The organism is Qipengyuania sp. (assembly GCF_048550555.1).
GTDB lineage: Bacteria > Pseudomonadota > Alphaproteobacteria > Sphingomonadales > Sphingomonadaceae > Qipengyuania.
Genome location: NZ_JBLYYF010000052.1, coordinates 25,882 through 47,805 on the forward strand (window position 1 = coordinate 25,882; position 21,924 = coordinate 47,805).

Genomic DNA, 21,924 nt, shown 5'->3' on the forward strand with positions numbered 1-21,924 from the left:
CTCCCCGGCCTGGCCTATTCCTTGGCGTCTTCCTTCTTTTCGGGCGTCACCTCGGCATCGGCCTTTTCGTCCCGCTTGCGGCGTTCGAAGACCTTTTCCATGTGGCGCATATCGTTCTCGTCGAGATATTTTGCGAAGTCGGGGAAGTGCTCTTCTTCCTCCTCGTCGATGTGATGGCGATACTGGTGGTTGAAGCTCTTGAACTTGGTCAGCCACCCCCCGCTCGACATGTCGGTCGCGGCGAGATCGTTGAGCGCCTCCTCGATTTCGTGGTGCTCGGCGACCGAGTGGCGCGTTTCGCCCGTGGTCGGCGGCTTGCGCATCATGGTCGAATAAAGCGCCTGTTCTTCCGCCGCGGCATGCCCCTTGAGTTCCTTGGTAAGCGTTTCGAACAGGCTTTCGCGCTCGTCGCTGTCGCCGCTCGTCTGCATCAATTTGTCGAGCAGCTCGCGATGCTTGTCGTGATCCTGCTTGAGGCGGTCGAAGATGGCACTGGCGTCGGTCATGGTGGAAATATCTCCTTTCCCGAATGAACCTGCCACTCGCAGCCCGGTTCCGGGCTTGTGCGCCGATGCGACCCGCTCCATGTCTGCCGGGCGATGCACGACCGACAGGCCCCCACCCAGGCGCAGATGCAATTGCTCGCCGAGGAAGCGCTCGCCGCGTTGCCCGAAGCCTTCCGCGAGCAATTGGGCGACATCGTCCTGCGGGTCGAGGATTTCGCCACGCCCGAACAGCTGGAATCTGTCGGCATGAGCGATCGCTGGCAGCTCACCGGCCTCTACGATGGCGAGCCGCTGCCCGACCGGTCGATTTGGGAGAGCGGTCGAATGCCGCCGCGCATCTGGCTGTTCCGCGAACCGCTGATCGCCGAGTGGCGCGAGACGGGCGTACGCATGGACGATCTCGTGCGCCATGTGGTGGTGCACGAGGCGGGCCATCATTTCGGTTTCAGCGACGACGACATGCACGGGCTCGAAGACGAGGCCGACTAGGCCCATAGCGCGCCGCCAATCGGTTGCAGCGGAGCCCGGAACCACAAAAGGCCACCCCTCTTGCGAAGGATGGCCTTTTATGGCGCGCCCGGAAGGATTCGAACCTCCGGCCCCCAGATTCGTAGTCTGGTGCTCTATCCAGCTGAGCTACGGGCGCGCTTGGAGGGCGCCCAATAGGAAGGTGCCATGGGCTTGGCAATCCCTAAATCACCTTTTTTCGAACAAGCTCCCGGCCAGCGCGACATCGAGCGGTGGTTTGTCGAGCGCCGCAACCTCCTCGGGCGTGAACCAGCCGATTTCGCCACCCTCGAGAGCCGCGACAGCGCTGCCGTCCCATGTCGAACTGTAAAGCATTATGACAATCGGCGCGCGACCCTCGGCCCAGGTCTCCTCGGCAAAGCCGGCCGGCGAAAGCGCCTCCCCCGCAAGCGTCACGCCGAGCTCCTCGCAAATCTCGCGAATCAGCGCTTCCCGCGGGGTTTCGCCCGCATCGACCTTGCCGCCGGGGAATTCCCACAGCCCCGCATGGTGCTTGCCCGGCGGGCGGCGATGCATCAGCCAACGCCCTTCGCCGTCGGCGAGCGCCAGGGCCACGACGCAAAGCCATGTCGGAAAACTTTCCAACTGCGTGCCATCCTTCAACGTTTTCTTAACCAAGTTGCTCGTAAGTCCTTGAAGTCAGCCAAGGCAAGCGACGATTGGGGCATGAAGAGAATGGGCAAACTCCTGCGCAATTTGGGACGCGATACCCGCGGTGCCACGGCTGTCGAATATGGGCTTATCCTTGCCCTGGTGTTTCTCGCGATGATCGGGGGAATCCAGGCGTTCGGCACCCAGGCAACGACGATGTGGTCGAATATCGAGACCGCCGTCGTCGCAGTGACGAGTGTTTGAGGACTGATCCCGGACTGTCGGAGCGGTTAGCATTTTCTCAACCACTTCGATGCAGAAAGCATAGTCGCCCGAACCATGATTTCGGAACGGGCCGGGTACGAAGACTGAACCAGGAGACGACACATGAAATTTTTCCGCAAGCTGCGCCGCAATGAAGAAGGTGCAACCGCTATCGAATACGGCCTCATCGCCGCCCTGATCGCCGTCGCCGCGATCACCGCGATGCAGAGCCTCGGCAAGGAACTGAGCACGACCTTCAACAAGGTCTCGACCACGATGAGCTCGAGCGTCTAAGTTCACGCCAGCTGAAAAGAAGAGGGCGGCGGGTCCATCCCGCCGCCCTTTTTCTATGCGCTCTCCGCGCAGTTCCAATCAGCGCCCGCGGACGACGATCTTGACCTTCTGGCCCGCGGTCAGGCTTTCGTTCGAATCGAGTCCGTTGAGCACGCGGAAGCGTTCGGTCTGATTGCTCGAATAGGCCATCCGGCTCGCCAGCGACGCAACCGTGTCGCCGCTGCGCACGGTGACCACGTCGATCACGCGCGGGATGACATTCGCCGCGGTCTGCGCATCGATCCGCCGCATCGAGCCGAACATCTGGGTGAAGGGCGAGGTCTGGCCGGCCGGACTGATGGCGAGGAAGTGATAGGCCTGGTTGTTGGCGAATTCATAGGCGAACACGGTCACATCGACCTGTCCGCTGTTCGACGAAACGCGCGCCGTGCCATAGGCGGCGGGCAGGCCGTTCACCGTGGTCTTCTGGATCGCTTGCGGGCGAATCTGCTGCTGCTCGCTCAGCGCGGCGAAGACGCTGGTCACATAACTGTCGAGATTGCCGTTGAAGGCCGCGGTCGAGAATTGCGCCTGACCGCTCTGCCCGTTGATCGTCACGGCGCGGGTGCCGTTGACCAGGTAGAAGCCCTGCGGCGCGGTGAAGGCGAGCCGCAATTCGGGATGGATGAACTGGCGCCCTTCGACCACGCCCTGCTTCGGATCGTCGCCATAGGTGAGCCCGTCGATCCGCGTGAGGAAGGTGTCGCGATTGGTGATTCCGCCGGTCGTGCCGGTCGCCTGCGCGGTGGCCAGCGCCGACTGCACGCGGCTCGCCGGATCGGGGTGGGTCGAAGCCCATTCGGGAATATTGGCGTTGTCGCGTCCCTGGATCTGCGCATCGAGCGCATTCTGCATCGCGAGGCTCCTGAGGACGGTCGCCATGGCGCGCGGGTCGTAGCCGGCGTCGGCCAGATAACGGATACCCAGCTCGTCGGCCTCGAGTTCCTGCGAGCGCGAGAACTTGAGCGTCAGCAGTTGCGAACCCTGCAGCGCGGCCTGGCCGATCTGCTGGCCGAGGCCGCTGTTCCCGAGCAGGATGCCCGACAGGATCGCGCCCGCCGCGCCGAGCAGTGTGTTGCGCTGAGCGGCTGCCTGGCGACGCTGCGAATGACGCGCGGCGACATGGCCGATCTCATGCCCCAGAACACCGGCCAGCTCGGCCTCGTTGTTCATCAGCGCAACCAGCTGGCGGGTAGTGTAGATATAGCCGCCGGGAATCGCGAAGGCGTTGTTGACCGGGCTGTTGAGCAGCGAGACGGTGAAGGACTCGCGCGCGTTGCCGAGGCCCGAGTGGACCGCGATATTCTTGCCCACCTGCTCGACATATTGCGCCTGGCTGCCGCTCATCGCACCGCCGAATTCGGCCAGCAATTGCGGGTGCGCCTCGGCCCCCGTCTGGGCCTCGCTCTGGGTGATCGGCGCCGAAGCGCTGGGAATGTTGCCCCCGCCCATGCAGCCGGCCAGGGCCAGCGAAAGCGCGGTTACGGACGAAGCGGCGGCAAGTTTGAAGCGCGACATGAAGGGCTCTCCCCGATTGGCAGCCGACGCGGCCCGCACCGGGCGAGCCACGGGGCCGTGTCTGATTACGCTAGGGAGAACAGCAGCCGGCGGTGCTTGGTTCCCGCCAGCCTTTTCCGGCACTTATCCGGCGATGGCGAGGAAACGCTCTTCGCGCAGACGCTTGAGCTCGTCCGGCGCGAACCGGCCGAGCTTGTCGAGTTCCTCGGCAATGGCCGCACCCAGCGTGGTCGCCGCCTGCTGCGGGTCGCGATGCGCGCCGCCGACCGGTTCGGGGACGATCCGGTCGATCACGCCGAGCTTGAGGAGATCCTGGGCGGTCACCTTCATCGCCTCCGCCGCATCGGGTGCCTTTTCGGCCGTCCGCCAGAGGATCGAGGCGCAGCCTTCGGGGGAGATCACCGAATAGACCGCATGTTCCATCATCAGCACGCGTTCGGCGCTGGCGAGCGCCACGGCGCCGCCCGAACCGCCCTCACCCACGATCGCCGCAACCATCGGGACGGGCAGCGCGAGGCAGGCTTCGGTCGACCGGGCGATCGCTTCGGCCTGGCCGCGCTCTTCCGCCTCGACCCCCGGAAACGCGCCCGACGTATCGACCAGAGTGACCACCGGCAGGCCGAACCGCCCGGCCATCTCCATCAGGCGGATCGCCTTGCGATAGCCTTCTGGCTTGCCCATGCCGAAATTGTGACGGATGCGGCTGGCGGTGTCGTTGCCCTTTTCATGGCCGATCAGCACGACCTTGCGACCGTTGAGCTTGGCGAAGCCGCCGAGGATCGCCTCGTCGTCGCCATAGCAGCGATCGCCGCCGAGCGGGACGAACTCCTCGAAGGCCTGTGCGACATAGTCGCGGAAGTGCGGGCGCGAGGGATGCCGGGCGACCTGCGTCTTCTGCCACGGGCTGAGCGCCTCGTAGGTGCTTGCCAGAAGGGTGGCGCTTTTTTGCTCGAGCCGCTGGAGCTCGGCGGAAATGTCCACGTCGTCGCCCTCGGCTGCGCTGCGCAGTTCGGCGATACGCTGTTCGAGCTCGGCGACCGGCTTCTCGAATTCGAGATAGGAAATCATGGCGCCCGCGCTAGTCCGAAGATCGCGGTCGCGCAAGCGGATGGCGTTCGTTGACCAGTTTCACAAGCCGCGCGGCATCGACATGCGTGTAGATCTGGGTGGTCGAAATATCGGCATGGCCGAGCAGCGTCTGCAGCGCGCGCAGATCCGCCCCGCCCTCGAGCAGATGGGTGGCGAAGGCATGGCGCAGGACATGTGGGCTGAGCTTTTCCGGCGGCAGGTCGGCGCGGACCGCAAGCTCCTTGAGCAGCTGGAACAGGCGGACGCGCGACAGATGCCCTTTGCGCGAGGGGAACAGCCACGGCGAGCCCGCCTCGCGCAGCGCCAGCCAACGTGACAGCGCGGCGCGTGCGCGCTGGCTCACCGGGACCATGCGCGCCTGCCCCCCCTTCCCGACAACCGTCAGGAAAGGGGCATCGCGCGGCACGGAGGAAAGCGGCAGCGACACGAGCTCGCTCGCGCGCAGTCCCGAGCCATAGAGCATTTCGAGCAGCGTCAGGAGCCGAACCGCGTGCGGCGCATCGCTGCGGGCCGCCTCCTCGGCCGTGGCGAAGAGCGCCTCGACCTCGTCATGCGAGAGGATTTTCGGCAAGGGCCGCCGCGCGGCGGGCCGCGGCAGGGCATGCGTCGGATCGTCCTCGCGCAACCCTTCGTCGATGAGAAAACCGAAGAACTGCCTCAGCGCCGAGACCTTGCGCGCGACGGTCGACGGCGCGAGTGCGGACCAGCCCTGTGCGATCCTGGCGAGCTGTGCGGGACTGGCCTCCGCGAGCGCGCCGCCGAGCATGTCCTCGGCCTGCTCGAGATCGCGGCCATAGGCGAGGATGGTGTTGCGCGCCGCGCCGCGTTCGGCAGCGAGCATGGCCAGGAAATCGTCGGCCGAGGCGCCCGGAGCGCTCACCTCAGGCGCGCGCGACCGCCTCCGCGGCGATCATCCGGGCTTCGGCCTCGAGCCCCACGCCGCGCAGCGCTGCGACGATGTGGTAGAGATGCCGAGCGGTCATCCGGTCCCAGCTCGATCCCTGCATGCCGAGCCCTGCAAGCATGGCGACGAGCGCGCGGTTGTCGACCTCGGCGGCCCGGTCGATCATCCGGGTCCAGCGGGTGGGGGCGGCAAGGTCGATACCCAGGCGGCCGCTATATTCGGCGATCTCCGCATCGCCCACCCGTCCGAGCCCGGCGAGACCTGCGAGCAGCATGCGCGATTTGCGCTGGCCGGCCGAATCATCGTCGTCGATGAAGCTGTCGAGCTCGCCGTCGGGCACCGCTTGCGCGCGTCGGGGCGCCGCCACCGCGAGCAGCATCGCGGCCTCGCTGCCATCGTCGACCACACCCGCCCAGCGCATCGCGTCCCGGTCCAGACCCGCGGCGAGCATCGATGCGATCAGTCCCGCCGCATCGTCGGCATAGGCTTCGTCGGCGGGCATGCGGGCTGCAGCATAGGCGGTCAGCACGGCCCGGCCATAGGCGTAATCGCCGCCGCCTGCCCAGATATCCTTGATCGCCGCGAGCCGCGCGGCAGGGCCACCGACATAGGCTTCGCGCAGGCGCGCGGCGGTTTGCACCGCATCGCCCTCGGCCCCCTCCTCGGCGAAGATCTGGCTGTAGAGATCGACCATCGCGGCGGAGGAGAGGATCCCGCCCGTGGCTGCGATTCCCGCCCCCTGGGCGCGCTGGATCGGCGTCAGGGCCGGGATCAGCGCGGACCGGCGCAGCAGTTCCGGTCCCGCCTTCTGGAGCAGATTGTCCGGGATCGGCTCGCCCAGCGCATTGGCCAAAGCGAAGCGCCAGGGCGAGAGCGTTTCGATCCCGTCCCACTCGATCGTCACCGCGCGCCGTCCGCGTCCCGCCGCACCGGCGAAGCGTTGCGCAAGCAGCACGTCGATGCGGTCGTCCTCGGTCCGGTTGAGCAGGCGGCGAAGATCGTTCTGGGCGCGCGTTTCCTCGCCCGCATAGGCGTTGCATATCCCGGCGAGCATCTGCCACTGCGCATCGTCGCGCCCGGCATCGGCCAGCCTCACGGCGGGGCAAGCCCCGACGATATCGGCGCTGGCGACATAGGCCTCGATCGCGACATCGGTCAGTGCGGGCGAATAATTGCCCGTGTCGACATCCTGCACCAGCGCGCGGGAGACGACGTATTCGCCCATCGCATTGAGCGCCTGCGCGCGCAGGGTGGCGAATTCGACGGGATCCATGCCCTCGGGCGCATCGAGCCGGCTGGCGAGGGCGCGGCGCAGGAGAATATGTCCCCAGCGCGAGACGAGCGGCCCCTTGGTACCCGCAAGCACCGCGCGAACCAGCCCCGCCGGCTGGCGTGCGAGCGAGGCCGAGGGCAGCCCGCCCTCCTCCGCCCCGAGCACGCCGACGCGTTCCATCGAGCGACGCGCGGCGGGGGGAATGTCGTATTTGGGCTTGAGCCCGAACAATTCGTCGAGCTCGTCGGTCGACATCGCCTCGAGTTCCTCGAGCGTCGGCAGATTCGAGAGGTCGAGATCGGCGGTTGCCGGCCCTTGTTCCTCCGGCAGCGGCTGGACCACTTCCCCCGATTGCGTGGGGACGGCCTGCGGGGTGCCCGATTGCGCCGGGGCCGGGGCAGGCGCCTGCGTCGCCCGCGGGGCCGGTGTCGGGGTCGGAGCGGGCTTGTCGAATCCCGGCGGCAGCAGGTCGACCGGCGCGTCCTGCGCCCATACCACCGCGGAGGTCAGCGCCAGCGCCGCGCCGCCCATCAGCCAGGCCGATTTCATCGCGCGGCCTCCGGCAGTTCGACGGTCTGTTCGATCGGGCGCAGCGGCTCCTCGCCGCCATCGACCAGCGCCGCAACCAGCACCGCCACCACGATCGCCGCCAGTGCTCCGCCCATCTTCCTGCCGCTCATCGCCAAGTTTTTCGCGTCCCGCTTCAAGTGCTGATACCTTGCCCGCGCCCTAGCCCAGTTCTAGGCACGGCGGCAATGACCCATGCGACCACCCTCACCCCGGCCGAGATCGGCGGCATCGCGCGGCGGATCGACCGCCCGGTGGTGCTGGTCGGGCTGATGGGCGTCGGCAAGTCGACCGTCGGCCGTCGGCTCGCAGCCGTCCTCGGGACCGATTTCGTCGATGTCGACGAGGAAATCGAACGGGCTGCCGACCGCACGGTGAGCGAAATCTTCGAAAGCCATGGCGAGGCCTATTTCCGCGATGGCGAGCGGCGTGTCATCGCCCGGCTGATGGAGGAACGGCACGGCGTCATCGCCACCGGCGGCGGCGCCTTCGTCGATCCCGGCACGCGCGCGCTGATCCTCGAGCGCGGCCTCGCCGTCTGGCTCGACTGCGATGTCGAAACGCTGGTCGAGCGCACCGCGCGGCGCGACAATCGCCCGCTGCTGCGCACCGGCGACCCGCGCGCGATCCTGGCCGACCTCAAGCAACGGCGCGGCGCCTTCTATGCCGAGGCGCCGGTCCATGTCGTGACCGACAACGGCCCGCATGGCGAAACCGTGCAGCACATCCTGGAGGCGATCGACGCATGGCTGTGATTCCCGTCGACCTGGCCGGGCGCGGCTATGAAGTGCGCGTGGCCGGCGGCCTGCTCGCGGACATCGCGCATGAAGTGGAGCCTTTCCTGCGCAAACCCCACGCCTGCATCGTCGCTGATGCCAATGCCCGCGCGCATTGGGGCGCGACGGTGGCAGCCTCGCTCGAGGCGTCGGGTGTCGAGCCGCGCTGGTACGAGGTCGCCCCCGGCGAAGGCTCGAAGAGTTGGGACAGCCTCGCGCGGCTGACCGACTGGCTGCTCGAACAGGGCGTCGAGCGCGGCGACCATGTCATCGCGCTCGGCGGCGGGGTGGTCGGCGACCTCACCGGCTTCGCCTGCGCCATTCTCAAGCGCGGCTGCGGCTTCGTCCAGGTGCCGACGACGCTGCTTGCGCAGGTCGACAGCTCGGTCGGCGGCAAGACCGCGATCAACACGCCGGCGGGCAAGAACCTCGTCGGCGCCTTCCACCAGCCCGCGCTGGTGCTCGCAGACCTCGCAACGCTCGCCACGCTCCCTGCGCGCGAACTGCGCGCCGGCTATGCCGAGGTGCTCAAATACGGAGTGCTCGGCGATGCGGACTTCTTCGACTGGCTTGAAGCGCAGGGCCCGGCGGTGCTCGCGCTCGAGCCGGAACCGCTCGAGCACGCGGTCGCCGCCAGCGTCGCGGCCAAGGCGCGGATCGTCGCGGAGGACGAACACGAGACCAGCGGCGCGCGCGCGCTGCTCAATCTCGGGCATACCTTCGGCCATGCGATGGAGGCCGAGACCGGCTTTTCGGAGCGGCTGCTCCACGGCGAAGGCGTCGCGCTGGGCATGGTGCTGGCCGCGCGCTATTCGGCGCGGCGCGGCGCGATCACCCTCGACGATGCCACACGCGTCACCCGCGCGGTCGATGCCGCCGGGCTTCCGTCGGAGATTTCCGCGCTCGGCCTCGACTGCGACGGCGCCAGGCTTACCGCGCATATGCTCCACGACAAGAAGATGGATGCGGGCACGCTGCCCTTCATCCTGCTGCGCGGCATCGGGGAGGCGCATCTCGCGCGCGACGTCGATCTTTCCGACGTGGCCGCCTTCCTCGACGAGCAGCTGCAGGCGCATTGACCGCGCCGGGTGCTGCGCGCATTCTCGTGTCATGACCCGCTTCATCGACCTTTCGATCCCGATCACCAACGACGTGATCTCGGACCCGGAGGTGATGCGGCCCAAGGTCACCTACATGACGCACGAGAGCACCTGGCAGCAGATCGCCATGTTCTTCCCGGGGCTCGAACAGGACGATCTGCCCGACGGCGAAGGCTGGGCGGTCGAGATGCTCGAACTCTCGACCCACAACGGCACGCATATGGACGCGCCGTGGCACTACCATTCGACCACCAATGACGGCGCGAGCCCCGCGCCGAGCATCGACGAGGCCCCGCTCGACCGCTTCTTCCGCCCCGGCGTGAAGCTCGATTTCAGCCATCTGCCGCACGGCCATGTCGTGAGTGCTACCGAGGTCGAGGAAGCGTTCGCTGCGATCGGCTACGAACTCCAGCCGCTCGACATCGTGCTCGTCCAGTCGGGCGCGGTCTACGGCACCGAGAACTTCACCGATCAGGGCGTCGGGCTCGGCGCCGAAGCGACGCTGTGGCTGACCGAGCGCGGGGTCGAGGTGGTCGGCACCGATGCATGGAGCTGGGATGCGCCGTTCAGCCACACGGCGAAGCGTTGGGCCGAAGCCAGGGACCCGTCGATCATCTGGGAAGGCCACAAGGCCGGGCGCATCCGCCCCTATTATCAGATCGAGAAGCTCACCAATCTCGACAGCCTGCCCAGCCACGGTTTCACCTTCAGTTGCTTCCCGGTGAAGATCGAGCGCGCCAGCGCGGGCTGGATCCGCGCGGTGGCGCTGGTCGAGGACTGAGAATGCGAATCGAAACGGCGGACCTCGCCGACCCCGCGGTGCGTGCCATGATCGAATTCCACCAGCGCGACATGCTCGCGGTCTCGCCGCCCGGCACCAGCTTCGCGCTCGACGTCAGCGGGCTGTCGGGGCCTGCGGTGACGCTGCTCGGCGCTTGGGACGGCGAGCACCTGCTCGGCATCGGCGCGATGAAGCGGCTGTCGGAGGGCACTGCCGAGCTCAAGTCGATGCGCACGCATCCCGACCATCTCGGCAAGGGCGTCGCGCACGCGCTGCTCGAGGCGCTGATCGCAATCGCGCGCGACGAGGGCCTAACCCGGCTGAGCCTCGAGACCGGCACCAGCGCGGAATTCGCGCCCGCCATCGGGCTCTACACCGCACGCGGCTTCGCCCCGGGCGACGGCTTTGCGGACTACGCAAACGGCCCGCACAACCAGTGCTATCACCTCACGCTCTAGCGCGCGGCCCTATTCGAGTTCGAGGATCACCGCATCGACCGCGAGGCTGTCGCCCTCGGCGGCGTTGATCTTGCCGACCACCGCTTCCTTCTCGGCGCGGAGGATGTTCTCCATCTTCATCGCCTCGACGGTGGCGAGCGGCTGGCCCGGCTGGACTTCCTCGCCTTCCTCGACATGCAGCTTCACCAGCAGACCCGGCATCGGGCAGATCAGCAGCTTGGACAGGTCAGGCGGGATCTTCTCGATCATATGCTCGGCCAGCGGCGCGATGCGCGTCGGCAGCACCCGCAGCTCGTGCTTCGCGCCGCGCGTGGTCATGTGATAGCCGCTGCGCGTGGGTTCGATCTGGATGCCGTAGCTTTCGATCGCCGCGTCGTCCTCCTCCGCGCCGTTGTCGAACAGCTCGACCGCGATGAAGCGATCGCCCGGAGTGTATTCGAAGGCCAGCGTCACCTGCTCGCCGTCGACATAGACGCCGTCCTCCTCGAGCACGACCGCATGGTCCGCGCCGTCGATGCGGACCGTCCAGTCGCCCGGTGGCAGCAGCGGGCCGTTGAGCTGGCCCTCGATCCGGCGCGAGCGGTCGGCGTCGGCGGTGGAGACGAGCCCCGCGACCGCGGCGAGCACGCCGATCGTGCGCTCGGGCGTGGCGGCGCCGGTGAACCCTTCGGGATATTCCTCGGCAATGAAGCCGGTGGTCAGCTCGCCCGAGCGGAAGCGGGGATGCTGCATGATCGCGCTGAGGAAATCGACATTGTGCCCCAGCCCTTCGATGCGGAAGGCGTCGAGTGCGGCGACCTGCAAGTCGGCAGCCTCGTCGCGCGTTTCGCCCCAGGTCACCAGCTTGGCGATCATCGGGTCGTAGAACATCGACACCTCGCCGCCCTCGAACACGCCGTCGTCGACGCGGATGCCGTCCATGCCGCGGCGGCCGTTCTCGGCGCCATCATCGGCCCAGGGTTCGACCGGCGGCTGGTAGCGCACGAGGCGACCGGTGGAGGGCAGGAAGCCGCGATAGGGATCTTCGGCATAGACGCGGTTCTCGATCGCCCAGCCGTCGATCTTCACGTCGTCCTGAGTCATGGCGAGCTTCTCGCCCGCGGCGACGCGGATCATCTGCTCGACCAGGTCGACGCCGGTGATCGCTTCGGTCACTGGATGCTCAACCTGCAGGCGGGTGTTCATTTCGAGGAAGTAGAAGCTCTCGCCGGTCGCGTCGGCGCCGCTGACGATCAGTTCGACCGTGCCCGCGCTGTGATAGCCGACCGCCTTCGACAGGGCGACGCACTGCTCGCCCATGGCCTTGCGCATCTTCGGGGTGACGAAGGGCGACGGCGCTTCCTCGACCACCTTCTGGTGGCGGCGCTGGATCGAGCATTCGCGCTCGTTGAGGTAGATGACGTTGCCGTGCTGGTCGCCGAGGATCTGAATCTCGATATGACGCGGGTCCTCGATGAATTTCTCGATGAAGACGCGGTCGTCGCCGAAGGAGTTCAGGCCTTCGCGCTGCGTGGCCTCGAAGCCGTCCCTGACATCCTGGTCGTTCCACGCGAGGCGCATGCCCTTACCGCCGCCGCCGGCGCTGGCCTTCATCATCACCGGATAGCCGATCTTGTTGGCCCATTCGAGCGCCTCGGCCGTGTCGGCGATCGCCCCGCCCGAACCCGGCACGGTGTTGACCCCCGCTTCCTGCGCGATCTTTTTCGATTCGATCTTGTCGCCCATCGCTGCAATCGCCTTTGCAGGCGGGCCGATAAAGGCGATGTTTTCCTTGGCCAGCGCCTCGACGAAACTCGCACGCTCGGACAGGAATCCGTAACCGGGATGCACCGCCTCGGCGCCGGACTGCTTGCACGCGGCGATGATCTTGTCGGCGACGAGATAGCTCTCCGCCGCCTGCGCCGGGCCGATATGCACCGCCTCGTCGGCCATCCGCACGAAGGGCGCACGCGCGTCGGCATCGGAATAGACCGCGACCGTTGCGATACCCATGCGGCGCGCGGTCTTGATGACGCGGCAGGCGATTTCGCCGCGGTTGGCGATGAGAATTTTCTTGAACATTGTCACTCCGCTGGTTCCATGGCCTTGCACGCCCGCATCGGTTCTTCCTGCTGGAGGGCGGTGAGTCCCAGCTTGTTGAAGAGCGCGGCGTCGCTGTCGTCGCCCGCATTGGGCGCGGTGAGCAGCTTGTCGCCGGTGAAGATCGAATTCCCGCCCGCCATGAAACACAGGGCTTGCGTCGCTTCGCTCATGCTCTCGCGCCCGGCGGAGAGGCGCACCATGCTCATCGGCATGCAGATCCGTGCCACCGCAACGGTGCGGACGAATTCGATATCGTCGATCTTGGCGAGCGGCGTATCGGCCAGCATGTCGCCCAGCACCGTGCCCTTGACCGGCACCAGCGCATTAACCGGCACGCTTTCGGGGTGGCGCTCTAGCGTCGCGAGCGTGTGGACGAAGCTCACGCGGTCCGCGCGCGTTTCGCCCATGCCGACGATCCCGCCGCTGCACACGTTGATCCCCGCATCGCGCACGTTCTGCAGCGTATCGAGCCGGTCCTGGTAGTTGCGTGTCGAGATCACGCGCTCATAATATTCCGGACCGGTGTCGACATTGTGGTTGTAGTAATCGAGGCCCGCTTCCTTGAGCATGTCCGCCTGTTTCGGCGTCAGCATACCCAGCGTCATGCAGGTCTCCAGCCCCATGGCGCGCACGCCCTTCACGATCTCGACAATCGCGGGCATGTCGCGGTCCTTCGGGTTGCGCCACGCCGCGCCCATGCAGAAGCGCTGGCTGCCCGCATCCTTGGCCTGTGCCGCGCGCTGGAGGACAGACTGCACCTCCATCAGCTTGGTCGCCTCGACGCCCGATTCCGCCTTCACCGACTGCGAGCAATAGCCGCAATCCTCCGGACACCCGCCGGTCTTGATCGACAGCAGCGTGCAGAGCTGCACCTGCTCGGGCGGATGAAAATCGCGGTGGACGGTGGCGGCGCGGAAGAGCAGCTCGGTGAAAGGAAGGTCGAACAGCGCCGCGATTTCTGCGCGGGTCCAGTCGGTGCGGATGTCAGTCATGCGGGTTTCCTCGCAAGGTAGAGGCCCACCGCCATCACGACCAGCCCGAGCGCGCGCTTGGGGGTGATGGCGCTCTGGATCGAACCCAGCAGGCCGAAGTGATCAATAATCGCCGCAGCGACGATCTGGCCAAGCAGCACGAAGAAGATCGCGTTGCCCAATCCGATGCGCGGCGCGGAGAATGCCACCGACGTGGCGTAGAACAGCATCACGATGGCCCCGATCCAGAGCCACGGCCGCTCGAAGGTAAAGGCGCTCGCGGGCGGGAATCCGGTGAAGGCCAGCATGATCGCGGCGATGACGACGCCGACGGCGAAGGTCACCGCGGTCGCCGCCACCGGCCCGCCTAGCTGCTGGCCGAGCGCCGAGTTGAGCGCCGCGAAAACGGGAATGCCCAGCCCCGCCGCGAACATCATCGCGGCGATAGGGACGAATGCGGTCGACGGCGAACCGCTCATTCCTCCGCCTCATCGAGGTCTTCGCCTGCAGGTGGCATATTATGCCCCAGAAGGCGAAGCACGTCCGCGGCGCATTCGACCACATTGCTGCCCGGGCCGTAAATGCCCTGCACCCCGGCATCGCGGAGGAAATCGTAATCCTTCTGCGGAATCACGCCGCCGGCGATGACCTTGATGTCGGGGCGGCCCGCGTCCTTCAGCAGGCCGATCAGTTCGGGGATCAGCGTCTTGTGGCCTGCCGCGAGGCTGCTCGCGCCGATGGCGTCTACGTCGTTCTCCAGCGCCATGTCGCGCGTTTCTTGCGGCGTCTGGAACAGCGGGCCGGAGACGACCTCGAAGCCCATGTCGGCGAAGGCGCTGGCGATGACGTTGGCGCCGCGGTCGTGGCCGTCCTGGCCCATCTTGGCGACCATCAGCTTGGGCGCACGGCCCAGCTGTCGTTCGACCGCCTTTACCCCTGCGACTACCTGCGCATACCGCTCGTCCTCGGCATAGGCGGCGGAATACACGCCGCGCACCGGTTTGGGCATGGTGTCATAACGGCCATAGGCGTCCTCCATCGCAGTGGAGATCTCGCCCAGCGTCGCATCGTGGCGTGCCGCCTCGACCGCGAGGGCGAGGAGATTGCCCTCGCGCTGCGCCGCGCCGCGCGCCAGCGAATCGAGCGCGGCCTTGCAGGCGAATTCGTCGCGGCCTGCGCGGACCTTTTCGAGCCGCGCGATCTGGCTCTGGCGGACGGCGTGGTTGTCGATATCGAGCGTGTCGATCTCGTCTTCCTTGTCGCGGCGATACTTGTTCACGCCCACGATCACCGTCTCGCCGCGATCGACGCTGGCCTGCTTGGCGGCGGCGGCCTCCTCGATCTGCGCCTTGGGCTTGCCGCTCGCGACATAGGCGGTCATCCCGCCCGCCGCCTCGACCTCGTCGAGCAGGCCCTGTGCCTTCTCGACCAGCGCGGCGGTTAGGCTTTCGATGTAGTAGCTGCCGCCCAGCGGATCGGCGACATTGGTGATGCCGGTCTCTTCCTGGATCACCAGCTGCGTGTTGCGCGCGATGCGGGCGGAGAAATCGGTCGGCAGCGCGATCGCCTCGTCGAGCGCATTGGTGTGGAGCGACTGCGTGCCGCCCAGCACCGCCGCCATCGCCTCCACCGTGGTGCGGATGACGTTGTTGTAGGGGTCCTGCTCCTGAAGCGACACACCGCTGGTCTGGCAGTGCGTGCGCAGCATCTTCGATTTCTCGTTCTGCGCGCCCAGGCCGGTCATCACGTCATGCCACAGATGGCGCGCGGCGCGCATCTTGGCGATCTCCATGAAGAAGTTCATGCCGATGCCCCAGAAGAAGGACAGGCGCGGCGCGAAGGCGTCGATATCGAGCCCCGCTTCCATCGCGCGCTTGGCGTATTCCTTGCCGTCGGCGATGGTGAAGGCGAGCTCCTGCACGGCGGTCGCCCCGGCCTCGTGCATGTGATAGCCCGAGATCGAAATGCTGTTGAATTTCGGCATGTTGGCCGAGGTATATGCGATGATGTCCGAAACGATCCGCATGGAGGGTTCGGGCGGGTAGATATAGGTGTTGCGGACCATGAACTCCTTGAGGATGTCGTTCTGGATGGTCCCCGAAAGCTTGTCCTGCGCAACGCCCTGCCGCTCGGCCGCGACGATGTAGAAGGCCATGACCGGGATCACCGCGCCGTTCATCGTCATGCTGACGCTCATCTGGTCGAGCGGGATCTGGTCGAACAGCACTTCCATGTCGCGCACGGTGTCGATCGCGACGCCCGCCTTGCCGACATCGCCCACGACACGGGGATGGTCGGAATCATAGCCGCGGTGGGTCGCGAGATCGAAGGCGACCGACAGGCCCTTCTGCCCCGCCGCGAGGTTGCGGCGATAGAAGGCGTTCGATTCCTCGGCGGTGGAGAAGCCCGCGTACTGGCGGATGGTCCACGGGCGCCCGGTGTACATCGAGGCATAGGGCCCGCGCGTGAAGGGCGCGATGCCGGGAACGCCCGGATCGATGTCGTCGGTGTCCGCGCTCGTATAGAGCGGCTTCACATCGATCCCCTCGGGCGTGTGCCAGGTGAGATCGCGCCCCTTCACCTCCTTGTCGGCGAGAGGCTTCCAGTCGTCGTAGCTCGGCGTGTCACTCATGCCCTGCCCCTAAACACAATCGTATGCAGAGGGGAAGAGGTCCCCGCGATTACTCGCCCTTGAAGGCAGGCTTGCGCTTCTGGAGGAAGGCCATGCCGCCTTCCATCGCATCCTTGCTCGCGCCCGCCAGCCGCTGGCCCTCAGCCTCGGCGAGGAAGACCTCGGTCAGGGTACCGTCGAGCGCCTTGGCGATATTCGCCTTCATCGTGGCGTAGGCGAGCGTCGGGCCGTTGGCGAGCTTCTCCGCCAGAGCCTTGGCTTCGTCGAGCAGGGCATCGTCGTCGCAGGCCTTGTAGATCAGCCCCCAGTCCTCGGCCTGCTCGGCGGAAATCTTCTCGCCCAGCATCATCATCCGCGTCGCGCGCGCCCGGCCGATCGCGCGGCTGAGCAGCCAGGTCGACCCGCCGTCGGGCACCAGGCCGATATTGACGAAGGCCTGGAGGAAATAGGCAGAGCGTCCGGCAAGGACGAAGTCGCCCGCCAGCGCGAGGCTACAGCCGACGCCCGCCGCGGGACCGTTGACCGCGCAGATCACCGGCACCGGCGCGCGCAGCACCATGTTGACTGCCGGGTTGTAGTGGTTCTGCAGCGCGCGGTGGCTGCCGCCCTTGTTCTGCAGCGCGCTGCCCTCGCCCCGCGCGGCAAGGTCCGCGCCAGAGCAGAAGCCCTTGCCCGCGCCGGTGATCAGCACCGCGCGGCTGTCGCCGAGGTCGTAGAAGGCCGCGCCGATCTCGTCCGCCATCTGCGGCGGCATCGCGTTCAGCCGGTCGGGCCGGTTGAGCGTGATGGTGGTCAGCGGACCGTCCTTCTCGACGATGATGGTTTCGTAGCTCACGCGTCTCTCCCAAAGGTGCGTTTGTCTGGTTTTATTTCGCAACCGAGATTGGCCGCGAACAGGGCGCGGCGCAAGTCCGCTACGGCGCGGCGCGGAAAATCAGGCCCCGGCGCTGGGTCGCGCCGAGACGCGCGCGTGCCAGGCAGCGAGGTTGCCGCACTCCTCGGGCATCTCCAGCCCGACGAATGTCGCAAAATCGACCGTCGTCAACAACAGGATATCGGCGACGGAATAGGCATCGCCCGCGAGGTAGTCGCGTCCGTCGAGCGACTCGTCGAAGAAGCGCATGGCGTCGGCGACGCGCGGGCGGTTGGCCTCGCCCCATTCCTCGTTGCGGCCGGGCAGCGCGGCGGTGAAGGGATGCGTGTGGACCCACACCGCGCCGACCGGCGGCATGAGGATCATCTCGACCCGGCGGCTCCACATCTCGATTGCGGCGATTTCGCGCGAGGTCGTACCGAACAGCGGCGGCTCGGGATGCTCGGCCTCGAGATAGCGCATGATCGCGACGCTCTCGGCGATCACCGTGCCGTCATCGAGTTCGAGGATCGGCGTCTGCCCGCGCGGGTTCTTGGCGACGTATTCAGGCGCCTTCTGCTCGCGCTTGGGGATCGAGACTTCCTGCATCGGAAGCTCGATGCCCTTTTCCGCCGCGAAGATACGCACGCGGCGCGGATTGGGCGCCGGATTGGGGCTGTCGTAGAATAGCATTCGAAGATCCTCTCAAATCCGCTTCACCCCGCCCGTCATCCCCGCGCAGGCGGGGATCCAGACAAGGGTCGCTCTCTGCCTCAAGGTCGGCTGGACCCCCGCCTTCGCGGGGGTGACGAAAAGGTTGGTGGAATGCGGCGCGCTCTCCGCCCCCTCAGTTCGACCAGTGCGAGTCGTCCTTGGGCGTTTCCATGATCTCGGTCAGCTGGCCCATCATGTCCTTGGGGTGGAGGAAGAAGATCGGCGTGCCATGCGCGCCGATGCGCGTCGGGCCGAGGATGCGCTTGCCCAGTCCCTCGAACCAGTTGCGCGCCTCCTCGATGTCCTCGACCTCGTAGCACAAATGATGCTGCCCCCCGGCGGGGTTCTTGGCGAGGAAACCGGTCAGCGTCGAGTTCTCGCCCAGCGGCTCGATCAGCTCGATCTGCGTGCCGTGCGTGCCCTCCTCGCCGGGCGTGTCGACGAAGCAGACCTTCACCCCCTGCTCCTCGAGATCGAATGGCTCATGCGTGAGCGTGGCGCCCATGACGTCGCGATAATAGCGCAGCGATTCCTCGATCGAGGGCGTCGCGACGCCGATATGATTGAGACGGCCGAGTTTCATTTTTGCACTCCTGCTCGGTGACAGTCGTCGAACGTCAAATCATTAACACCTACAACCCGCATGCGCTTGCATTTTAATGTGATCTTTGCACCCGCCTTAAGCTTTCCAGCGTTGGTTCTGCTGAACCTAGTCATCCATGCCGTTATGGATTTCGGGCGATTTGGTATGGAGAATATTTCCGGAGGCTGGTCGCCCAGAGTTAACATGAATGGTGGCGCTTCGTGCTGCGGATCGATCTGCCTGAGGATGTCGCCCCTCGGATCGAATTTTGGAATTGGTCCAAGCCACCCGTTGATTTCCCAGTTCCCGTCGAAATAATCTGATGAGAATTGGTTAGGATTTTGTGCATAGCTCTTAAGGAAAATGGCCTCATCGAAGGGCTTACCACTCTTGATGATAGAATAGACGGATGGCAAAGCGTCCTGAGGAGCCAAATCTTGCGTTTTCTCCTTACAGCCAGCCACAAGGGCGAGCGCGACAATCCCAACGCTATAGCGGAATATTATCATGCTTCTTCCACGGGTTCTCGAGCTGCTTTGTCCGCAGCTTGCGTAGCCCCAGCGCGATCCGCCGCCTTGTCGAATGCGGGTAGATGACCTCGTCGATATAGCCGCGCTGGGCAGCCACGAAGGGGTTGGCGAAGCGATCTTCGTATTCCTTGGTTTTCTCGGCGATCTTGCCGGGATCGTCGCGGTCCTGGCGGAAGATGATCTCCACCGCGCCCTTGGCGCCCATCACGGCGATTTCGGCGGTCGGCCAGGCGTAGTTGAGGTCGCCGCGCAGGTGCTTGGACGCCATCACGTCGTAGGCGCCGCCATAGGCCTTGCGCGTGATCACGGTGATCTTGGGCACGGTCGCCTCGGCATAGGCGAAGAGCAGCTTGGCGCCGTGCTTGATGATGCCATTATGCTCCTGTGCCGTGCCGGGCAAGAAGCCGGGCACGTCGACGAAGGTCACGAGCGGGATCTCGAAGGCGTCGCAGAAACGTACGAAGCGCGCGGCCTTCTTCGAGCTGTTGATGTCGAGCACGCCCGCGAGCACCATCGGCTGGTTCGCCACCACGCCCACCGTGCGCCCTTCCACCCGGCCGAAGCCGCAGATGATGTTTCCGGCATGGCCCGGCTGGATCTCGAAGAAATCGCCCTCGTCGAGCGTCTTACGGATGACCTCGTGCATGTCGTAAGGCTGGTTGGCATTGTCGGGGATCAGCGTGTCGAGGCTCTGCTCCTCGCGGTCCCAGGCGTCCGAGGTCGGCCGCTCGGGCACCTCCTCGCGGTTCGACAGCGGGAGGTAGTCGAAGAAATCGCGCGTCGCGAGCAGCGTCTCGATGTCGTTTTCGAAGCTGTTGTCGGCGACGCTGGTCTTGGTGGTGTGCGTTTTCGCCCCGCCCAGTTCCTCCTGCGTGACGACCTCGTTGGTCACCGTCTTGACCACGTCGGGGCCGGTGACGAACATGTAGGAACTGTCCTCGACCATGAAGATGAAGTCGGTCATGGCAGGCGAGTAAACCGCCCCGCCCGCGCACGGCCCCATGATCAGGCTGATCTGCGGCACCACCCCGCTGGCGAGGACGTTGCGCTGGAACACCTCGGCGTAGCCGCCGAGCGAGGCCACGCCTTCCTGGATGCGCGCGCCGCCGCTGTCGTTGAGGCCGATCACCGGTGCGCCGACCTTCATAGCCGTGTCCATCACCTTGCAGATCTTCTCCGCATGGCGCTTCGACAGCGAGCCGCCGAAGACGGTGAAATCCTGGCTGAAGACATAGACCAGCCGGCCATTGATCGTGCCCGAGCCGGTGACCACGCCGTCGCCGGGGATCTTCTGGTCCTGCATGCCGAAATCGACGCAATCGTGCTCGACATAGCGATCGAGCTCTTCGAAGCTGCCTTCGTCGAGCAGCACATCGAGGCGCTCGCGCGCGGTCAGCTTGCCCTTGGCGTGTTGCGCATCGATGCGCTTCTGCCCGCCACCCAGTTCTGCGGCTTCGCGGCGACGTTCCATTTCGGCGATATTGGCGGACATGCTCTCTCCGTACATACGTTTGCACGAGCGCCTAGGGCGAAGCGTGCCGCAGCGTCAATCACGCTGGGCCGAAATCAGGAACTCGATATTCCCTTCGGGGCCGGTAATGGGGCTTTCGACGATCCCCTGGACCGCGAAACCGAGCCCCTCGACCCAGGCCTGGACCTCGGCGCAGACGCGCCGGTGCAGCGCCGGATCGCTGACCACGCCCTTCTTGCCGACCTCCTCGCGCCCGACTTCGAATTGCGGCTTGATCAGCGCGACGAGCCGGCAGTGCGATTGAGCCAATTTCAGCGGGACTTCGAGTACCTTTGCGAGGCCGATGAAGCTCGCATCGCACACCACCCAGCCCACCGGGCGGTCGATCATGGCCGGGGTGAGTACGCGCGCGCTGGTCTGTTCGAGCACGGTAACACGAGGATCCTGCCGCAGTTTCCAGGCGAGCTGGTTGGTCCCGGAATCGACCGCGAAGACATGCTCCGCGCCGCCCTGCAGCAGCACGTCGGTGAAGCCGCCGGTCGAGCTGCCGATGTCCATTGCTATGACGCCGGCAGGGTCGAGCCCGAAGTGCTCGATCGCATGCGCGAGCTTGATTCCCCCGCGCGAAACCCACGGATGGTCACGCCCGCGCACATCGAGCGGCGCATCCTCGGCAAGTTGCTGGCCGGGCTTGGCGAGTTTCTGCTCGCCGCTGAACACCAAGCCCGCCATCACCAGCGCCTGCGCCCGCGTGCGGCTCTCGACGAGCCCGCGGTCCACCAGCATCTGATCGAGGCGCTTCTTCTTTGCCATTGGAAACATGGCCGTTAGCGATCATTGATGCGTCATGAAACCGATCTATGCCCATCTCGGCGGCGCATTGGCGCTCAGCTTCACTATCGCCGCCTGCGTCCCCGCGCCGGATTCAACTCCCGCGCCCACGCCGACACCCACGCCAGTCGCGAGTGCACCGGCCCCGATGCCGCCGGCGCCGCCACCTGCGGAGAACTGGATCGACAATCCGCGCACGCCGGGCGACTGGGCCTATCGTGCGGAGGCCGACGGTGGCATCGCGCTATACGGCGAACGGGCAAGCGAGGCGCTGTTCTCGATCGACTGCGATCGTAGCTCGGGCCGCGTCACGGTGACGCGCAGCGGGCGCGGCGCCTCGCCCACCGCAATGACGATCCGCACCGAGACGACCGACCGCACCCTGGCGGCCCGGGCCACCGGCTCGCAGCTACCATCGGTGACGACGTCGCTTGCCGCGAGCGATCCCCTGCTCGACGCGATGGCGATCACGCGCGGACGATTCGCTGTGGAAACTCCCGGCTTGTCCACGCTCTACCTGCCGCCCTGGGCCGAAGTGACGCGGGTTATCGAGGATTGCCGTTGACCGG

At 66.2% G+C, this 21,924-nt stretch carries 25 protein-coding genes and 1 tRNA gene; 8 read left to right on the forward strand and 18 right to left on the reverse strand.

Annotated features, from left to right (window positions below):
- Positions 1-14: 14 nt before the first annotated feature.
- Positions 15-506, reverse strand: coding sequence for a hemerythrin domain-containing protein (locus ACN4E0_RS13640; protein ID WP_419568702.1), 492 nt, complete (start codon positions 504-506; stop codon positions 15-17).
- Positions 507-599: 93 nt separating this feature from the next.
- Here ACN4E0_RS13640 and ACN4E0_RS13645 point away from each other — a divergent pair, with 93 nt between their 5' ends.
- On the forward strand, positions 600-995 hold the full coding sequence (locus ACN4E0_RS13645) for a metallopeptidase family protein (RefSeq protein WP_419568704.1): 396 nt from the start codon (positions 600-602) through the stop codon (positions 993-995).
- A gap of 80 nt (positions 996-1,075) precedes the next feature.
- Here ACN4E0_RS13645 and ACN4E0_RS13650 read toward each other — a convergent pair.
- Positions 1,076-1,152, reverse strand: a tRNA-Arg gene (locus ACN4E0_RS13650).
- A 50-nt stretch (positions 1,153-1,202) separates the two neighbouring features.
- The gene (locus tag ACN4E0_RS13655) at positions 1,203-1,550 is read right to left on the reverse strand and encodes an NUDIX domain-containing protein (protein ID WP_419568706.1); all 348 of its coding nucleotides are present in this window, start codon (positions 1,548-1,550) and stop codon (positions 1,203-1,205) included.
- Between ACN4E0_RS13655 and ACN4E0_RS13660 the strand changes: the two genes are divergently transcribed.
- Positions 1,545-1,889: a Flp family type IVb pilin gene (locus tag ACN4E0_RS13660; RefSeq protein WP_419568708.1), complete on the forward strand. Its 345-nt coding sequence runs from the start codon at positions 1,545-1,547 to the stop codon at positions 1,887-1,889. The two genes, ACN4E0_RS13655 and ACN4E0_RS13660, sit on opposite strands and share 6 nt — an antisense overlap.
- 123 nt (positions 1,890-2,012) lie before the next feature.
- A complete protein-coding gene (locus tag ACN4E0_RS13665) occupies positions 2,013-2,183 on the forward strand; it encodes a Flp family type IVb pilin (RefSeq protein WP_221603664.1) in 171 nt (56 codons plus the stop codon).
- 78 nt (positions 2,184-2,261) lie between these two features.
- Here the strand turns inward: ACN4E0_RS13665 and ACN4E0_RS13670 are convergent, their stop codons facing one another.
- The 5 genes from ACN4E0_RS13670 to ACN4E0_RS13690 all read right to left on the reverse strand — a co-directional run bounded on the left by ACN4E0_RS13670 (position 2,262) and on the right by ACN4E0_RS13690 (position 7,686).
- On the reverse strand, positions 2,262-3,740 hold the full coding sequence (locus ACN4E0_RS13670; RefSeq protein WP_419568710.1) for a M48 family metalloprotease: 1,479 nt from the start codon (positions 3,738-3,740) through the stop codon (positions 2,262-2,264).
- A gap of 123 nt (positions 3,741-3,863) precedes the next feature.
- Positions 3,864-4,808 (reverse strand): acetyl-CoA carboxylase carboxyltransferase subunit alpha, encoded by a 945-nt coding sequence (locus ACN4E0_RS13675; RefSeq protein ID WP_419568712.1) that lies wholly within the window; start codon positions 4,806-4,808, stop codon positions 3,864-3,866.
- 10 nt (positions 4,809-4,818) lie between these two features.
- Positions 4,819-5,709, reverse strand: a complete 891-nt coding sequence (locus ACN4E0_RS13680; protein WP_419568714.1) for a tyrosine recombinase — start codon at positions 5,707-5,709, stop codon at positions 4,819-4,821.
- Position 5,710: 1 nt separating this feature from the next.
- Positions 5,711-7,555 carry a hypothetical protein gene (locus ACN4E0_RS13685; RefSeq protein ID WP_419568716.1) on the reverse strand — a complete coding sequence of 615 codons (1,845 nt, stop codon included), beginning with the start codon at positions 7,553-7,555 and terminating at the stop codon, positions 5,711-5,713.
- Positions 7,552-7,686: a hypothetical protein gene (locus tag ACN4E0_RS13690; RefSeq protein ID WP_419568718.1), complete on the reverse strand. Its 135-nt coding sequence runs from the start codon at positions 7,684-7,686 to the stop codon at positions 7,552-7,554. The genes ACN4E0_RS13685 and ACN4E0_RS13690 overlap by 4 nt, the downstream gene beginning before the upstream one ends.
- A gap of 75 nt (positions 7,687-7,761) precedes the next feature.
- Here ACN4E0_RS13690 and ACN4E0_RS13695 point away from each other — a divergent pair, with 75 nt between their 5' ends.
- From ACN4E0_RS13695 to ACN4E0_RS13710, 4 genes are read left to right on the forward strand one after another with little or no spacing between them, the layout of a single operon-like run.
- Entirely contained in the window at positions 7,762-8,328 is a 567-nt protein-coding gene (locus tag ACN4E0_RS13695) for a shikimate kinase (RefSeq protein ID WP_419568720.1), read from the forward strand.
- Positions 8,319-9,428, forward strand: coding sequence for a 3-dehydroquinate synthase (gene aroB / locus ACN4E0_RS13700; protein ID WP_419568721.1), 1,110 nt, complete (start codon positions 8,319-8,321; stop codon positions 9,426-9,428). Before ACN4E0_RS13695 ends, aroB begins: the two co-directional genes overlap by 10 nt.
- 31 nt (positions 9,429-9,459) lie before the next feature.
- Positions 9,460-10,230, forward strand: a complete 771-nt coding sequence (locus ACN4E0_RS13705; protein ID WP_419568722.1) for a cyclase family protein — start codon at positions 9,460-9,462, stop codon at positions 10,228-10,230.
- Positions 10,231-10,232: 2 nt separating this feature from the next.
- The gene (locus tag ACN4E0_RS13710; RefSeq protein ID WP_419568724.1) at positions 10,233-10,688 is read left to right on the forward strand and encodes a GNAT family N-acetyltransferase; all 456 of its coding nucleotides are present in this window, start codon (positions 10,233-10,235) and stop codon (positions 10,686-10,688) included.
- Positions 10,689-10,697: 9 nt separating this feature from the next.
- Here the strand turns inward: ACN4E0_RS13710 and ACN4E0_RS13715 are convergent, their stop codons facing one another.
- From ACN4E0_RS13715 to ACN4E0_RS13760, 10 genes are all read right to left on the reverse strand, one after another.
- A complete protein-coding gene (locus ACN4E0_RS13715; RefSeq protein WP_419568726.1) occupies positions 10,698-12,749 on the reverse strand; it encodes a biotin carboxylase N-terminal domain-containing protein in 2,052 nt (683 codons plus the stop codon).
- A 2-nt stretch (positions 12,750-12,751) separates the two neighbouring features.
- Positions 12,752-13,762 carry a biotin synthase BioB gene (bioB, locus tag ACN4E0_RS13720; RefSeq protein ID WP_419568727.1) on the reverse strand — a complete coding sequence of 337 codons (1,011 nt, stop codon included), beginning with the start codon at positions 13,760-13,762 and terminating at the stop codon, positions 12,752-12,754.
- Complete coding sequence (locus ACN4E0_RS13725; protein ID WP_419568729.1) at positions 13,759-14,220, reverse strand: DMT family transporter; 462 nt, start codon at positions 14,218-14,220, stop codon at positions 13,759-13,761. Before ACN4E0_RS13725 ends, bioB begins: the two co-directional genes overlap by 4 nt.
- The gene (gene scpA / locus ACN4E0_RS13730) at positions 14,217-16,373 is read right to left on the reverse strand and encodes a methylmalonyl-CoA mutase (protein WP_419568730.1); all 2,157 of its coding nucleotides are present in this window, start codon (positions 16,371-16,373) and stop codon (positions 14,217-14,219) included. The genes ACN4E0_RS13725 and scpA overlap by 4 nt, the downstream gene beginning before the upstream one ends.
- A gap of 49 nt (positions 16,374-16,422) precedes the next feature.
- Positions 16,423-17,208 carry an enoyl-CoA hydratase-related protein gene (locus tag ACN4E0_RS13735; RefSeq protein ID WP_419568731.1) on the reverse strand — a complete coding sequence of 262 codons (786 nt, stop codon included), beginning with the start codon at positions 17,206-17,208 and terminating at the stop codon, positions 16,423-16,425.
- A gap of 99 nt (positions 17,209-17,307) precedes the next feature.
- Positions 17,308-17,919, reverse strand: coding sequence for a glutathione S-transferase family protein (locus ACN4E0_RS13740; RefSeq protein ID WP_419568733.1), 612 nt, complete (start codon positions 17,917-17,919; stop codon positions 17,308-17,310).
- A gap of 154 nt (positions 17,920-18,073) precedes the next feature.
- Positions 18,074-18,523, reverse strand: coding sequence for a methylmalonyl-CoA epimerase (gene mce / locus ACN4E0_RS13745; protein ID WP_419568735.1), 450 nt, complete (start codon positions 18,521-18,523; stop codon positions 18,074-18,076).
- Complete coding sequence (locus tag ACN4E0_RS13750; RefSeq protein ID WP_419568737.1) at positions 18,520-19,032, reverse strand: hypothetical protein; 513 nt, start codon at positions 19,030-19,032, stop codon at positions 18,520-18,522. The genes mce and ACN4E0_RS13750 overlap by 4 nt, the downstream gene beginning before the upstream one ends.
- Entirely contained in the window at positions 19,013-20,545 is a 1,533-nt protein-coding gene (locus ACN4E0_RS13755; RefSeq protein WP_419568739.1) for an acyl-CoA carboxylase subunit beta, read from the reverse strand. The genes ACN4E0_RS13750 and ACN4E0_RS13755 overlap by 20 nt, the downstream gene beginning before the upstream one ends.
- A gap of 54 nt (positions 20,546-20,599) precedes the next feature.
- Positions 20,600-21,337, reverse strand: a complete 738-nt coding sequence (locus ACN4E0_RS13760; RefSeq protein ID WP_419568740.1) for a TlyA family RNA methyltransferase — start codon at positions 21,335-21,337, stop codon at positions 20,600-20,602.
- Between the two features lie 34 nt (positions 21,338-21,371).
- Between ACN4E0_RS13760 and ACN4E0_RS13765 the strand changes: the two genes are divergently transcribed.
- On the forward strand, positions 21,372-21,920 hold the full coding sequence (locus ACN4E0_RS13765) for a hypothetical protein (protein WP_419568742.1): 549 nt from the start codon (positions 21,372-21,374) through the stop codon (positions 21,918-21,920).
- The last annotated feature ends 4 nt before the right edge of the window (positions 21,921-21,924 follow it).

Excerpts from the sequence above, each read along its gene's own strand:
- ACN4E0_RS13640 (WP_419568702.1), bottom strand. The coding sequence starts at position 506 with ATGACCGACGCCAGTGCCATCTTCGACCGCCTCAAGCAGGATCACGAC.
- ACN4E0_RS13645 (WP_419568704.1), top strand. The coding sequence starts at position 600 with ATGCACGACCGACAGGCCCCCACCCAGGCGCAGATGCAATTGCTCGCC.
- ACN4E0_RS13660 (WP_419568708.1), top strand. The coding sequence starts at position 1,545 with ATGCATCAGCCAACGCCCTTCGCCGTCGGCGAGCGCCAGGGCCACGAC.
- ACN4E0_RS13655 (WP_419568706.1), bottom strand. The coding sequence starts at position 1,550 with ATGCATCGCCGCCCGCCGGGCAAGCACCATGCGGGGCTGTGGGAATTC.
- ACN4E0_RS13665 (WP_221603664.1), top strand. The coding sequence starts at position 2,013 with ATGAAATTTTTCCGCAAGCTGCGCCGCAATGAAGAAGGTGCAACCGCT.
- ACN4E0_RS13670 (WP_419568710.1), bottom strand. The coding sequence starts at position 3,740 with ATGTCGCGCTTCAAACTTGCCGCCGCTTCGTCCGTAACCGCGCTTTCG.
- ACN4E0_RS13675 (WP_419568712.1), bottom strand. The coding sequence starts at position 4,808 with ATGATTTCCTATCTCGAATTCGAGAAGCCGGTCGCCGAGCTCGAACAG.
- ACN4E0_RS13685 (WP_419568716.1), bottom strand. The coding sequence starts at position 7,555 with ATGAAATCGGCCTGGCTGATGGGCGGCGCGGCGCTGGCGCTGACCTCC.
- ACN4E0_RS13690 (WP_419568718.1), bottom strand. The coding sequence starts at position 7,686 with ATGAGCGGCAGGAAGATGGGCGGAGCACTGGCGGCGATCGTGGTGGCG.
- ACN4E0_RS13695 (WP_419568720.1), top strand. The coding sequence starts at position 7,762 with ATGACCCATGCGACCACCCTCACCCCGGCCGAGATCGGCGGCATCGCG.
- aroB (WP_419568721.1), top strand. The coding sequence starts at position 8,319 with ATGGCTGTGATTCCCGTCGACCTGGCCGGGCGCGGCTATGAAGTGCGC.
- ACN4E0_RS13705 (WP_419568722.1), top strand. The coding sequence starts at position 9,460 with ATGACCCGCTTCATCGACCTTTCGATCCCGATCACCAACGACGTGATC.
- ACN4E0_RS13710 (WP_419568724.1), top strand. The coding sequence starts at position 10,233 with ATGCGAATCGAAACGGCGGACCTCGCCGACCCCGCGGTGCGTGCCATG.
- ACN4E0_RS13715 (WP_419568726.1), bottom strand. The coding sequence starts at position 12,749 with ATGTTCAAGAAAATTCTCATCGCCAACCGCGGCGAAATCGCCTGCCGC.
- bioB (WP_419568727.1), bottom strand. The coding sequence starts at position 13,762 with ATGACTGACATCCGCACCGACTGGACCCGCGCAGAAATCGCGGCGCTG.
- ACN4E0_RS13725 (WP_419568729.1), bottom strand. The coding sequence starts at position 14,220 with ATGAGCGGTTCGCCGTCGACCGCATTCGTCCCTATCGCCGCGATGATG.
- scpA (WP_419568730.1), bottom strand. The coding sequence starts at position 16,373 with ATGAGTGACACGCCGAGCTACGACGACTGGAAGCCTCTCGCCGACAAG.
- ACN4E0_RS13740 (WP_419568733.1), bottom strand. The coding sequence starts at position 17,919 with ATGCTATTCTACGACAGCCCCAATCCGGCGCCCAATCCGCGCCGCGTG.
- mce (WP_419568735.1), bottom strand. The coding sequence starts at position 18,523 with ATGAAACTCGGCCGTCTCAATCATATCGGCGTCGCGACGCCCTCGATC.
- ACN4E0_RS13750 (WP_419568737.1), bottom strand. The coding sequence starts at position 19,032 with ATGATAATATTCCGCTATAGCGTTGGGATTGTCGCGCTCGCCCTTGTG.
- ACN4E0_RS13755 (WP_419568739.1), bottom strand. The coding sequence starts at position 20,545 with ATGTCCGCCAATATCGCCGAAATGGAACGTCGCCGCGAAGCCGCAGAA.
- ACN4E0_RS13760 (WP_419568740.1), bottom strand. The coding sequence starts at position 21,337 with ATGGCAAAGAAGAAGCGCCTCGATCAGATGCTGGTGGACCGCGGGCTC.
- ACN4E0_RS13765 (WP_419568742.1), top strand. The coding sequence starts at position 21,372 with ATGAAACCGATCTATGCCCATCTCGGCGGCGCATTGGCGCTCAGCTTC.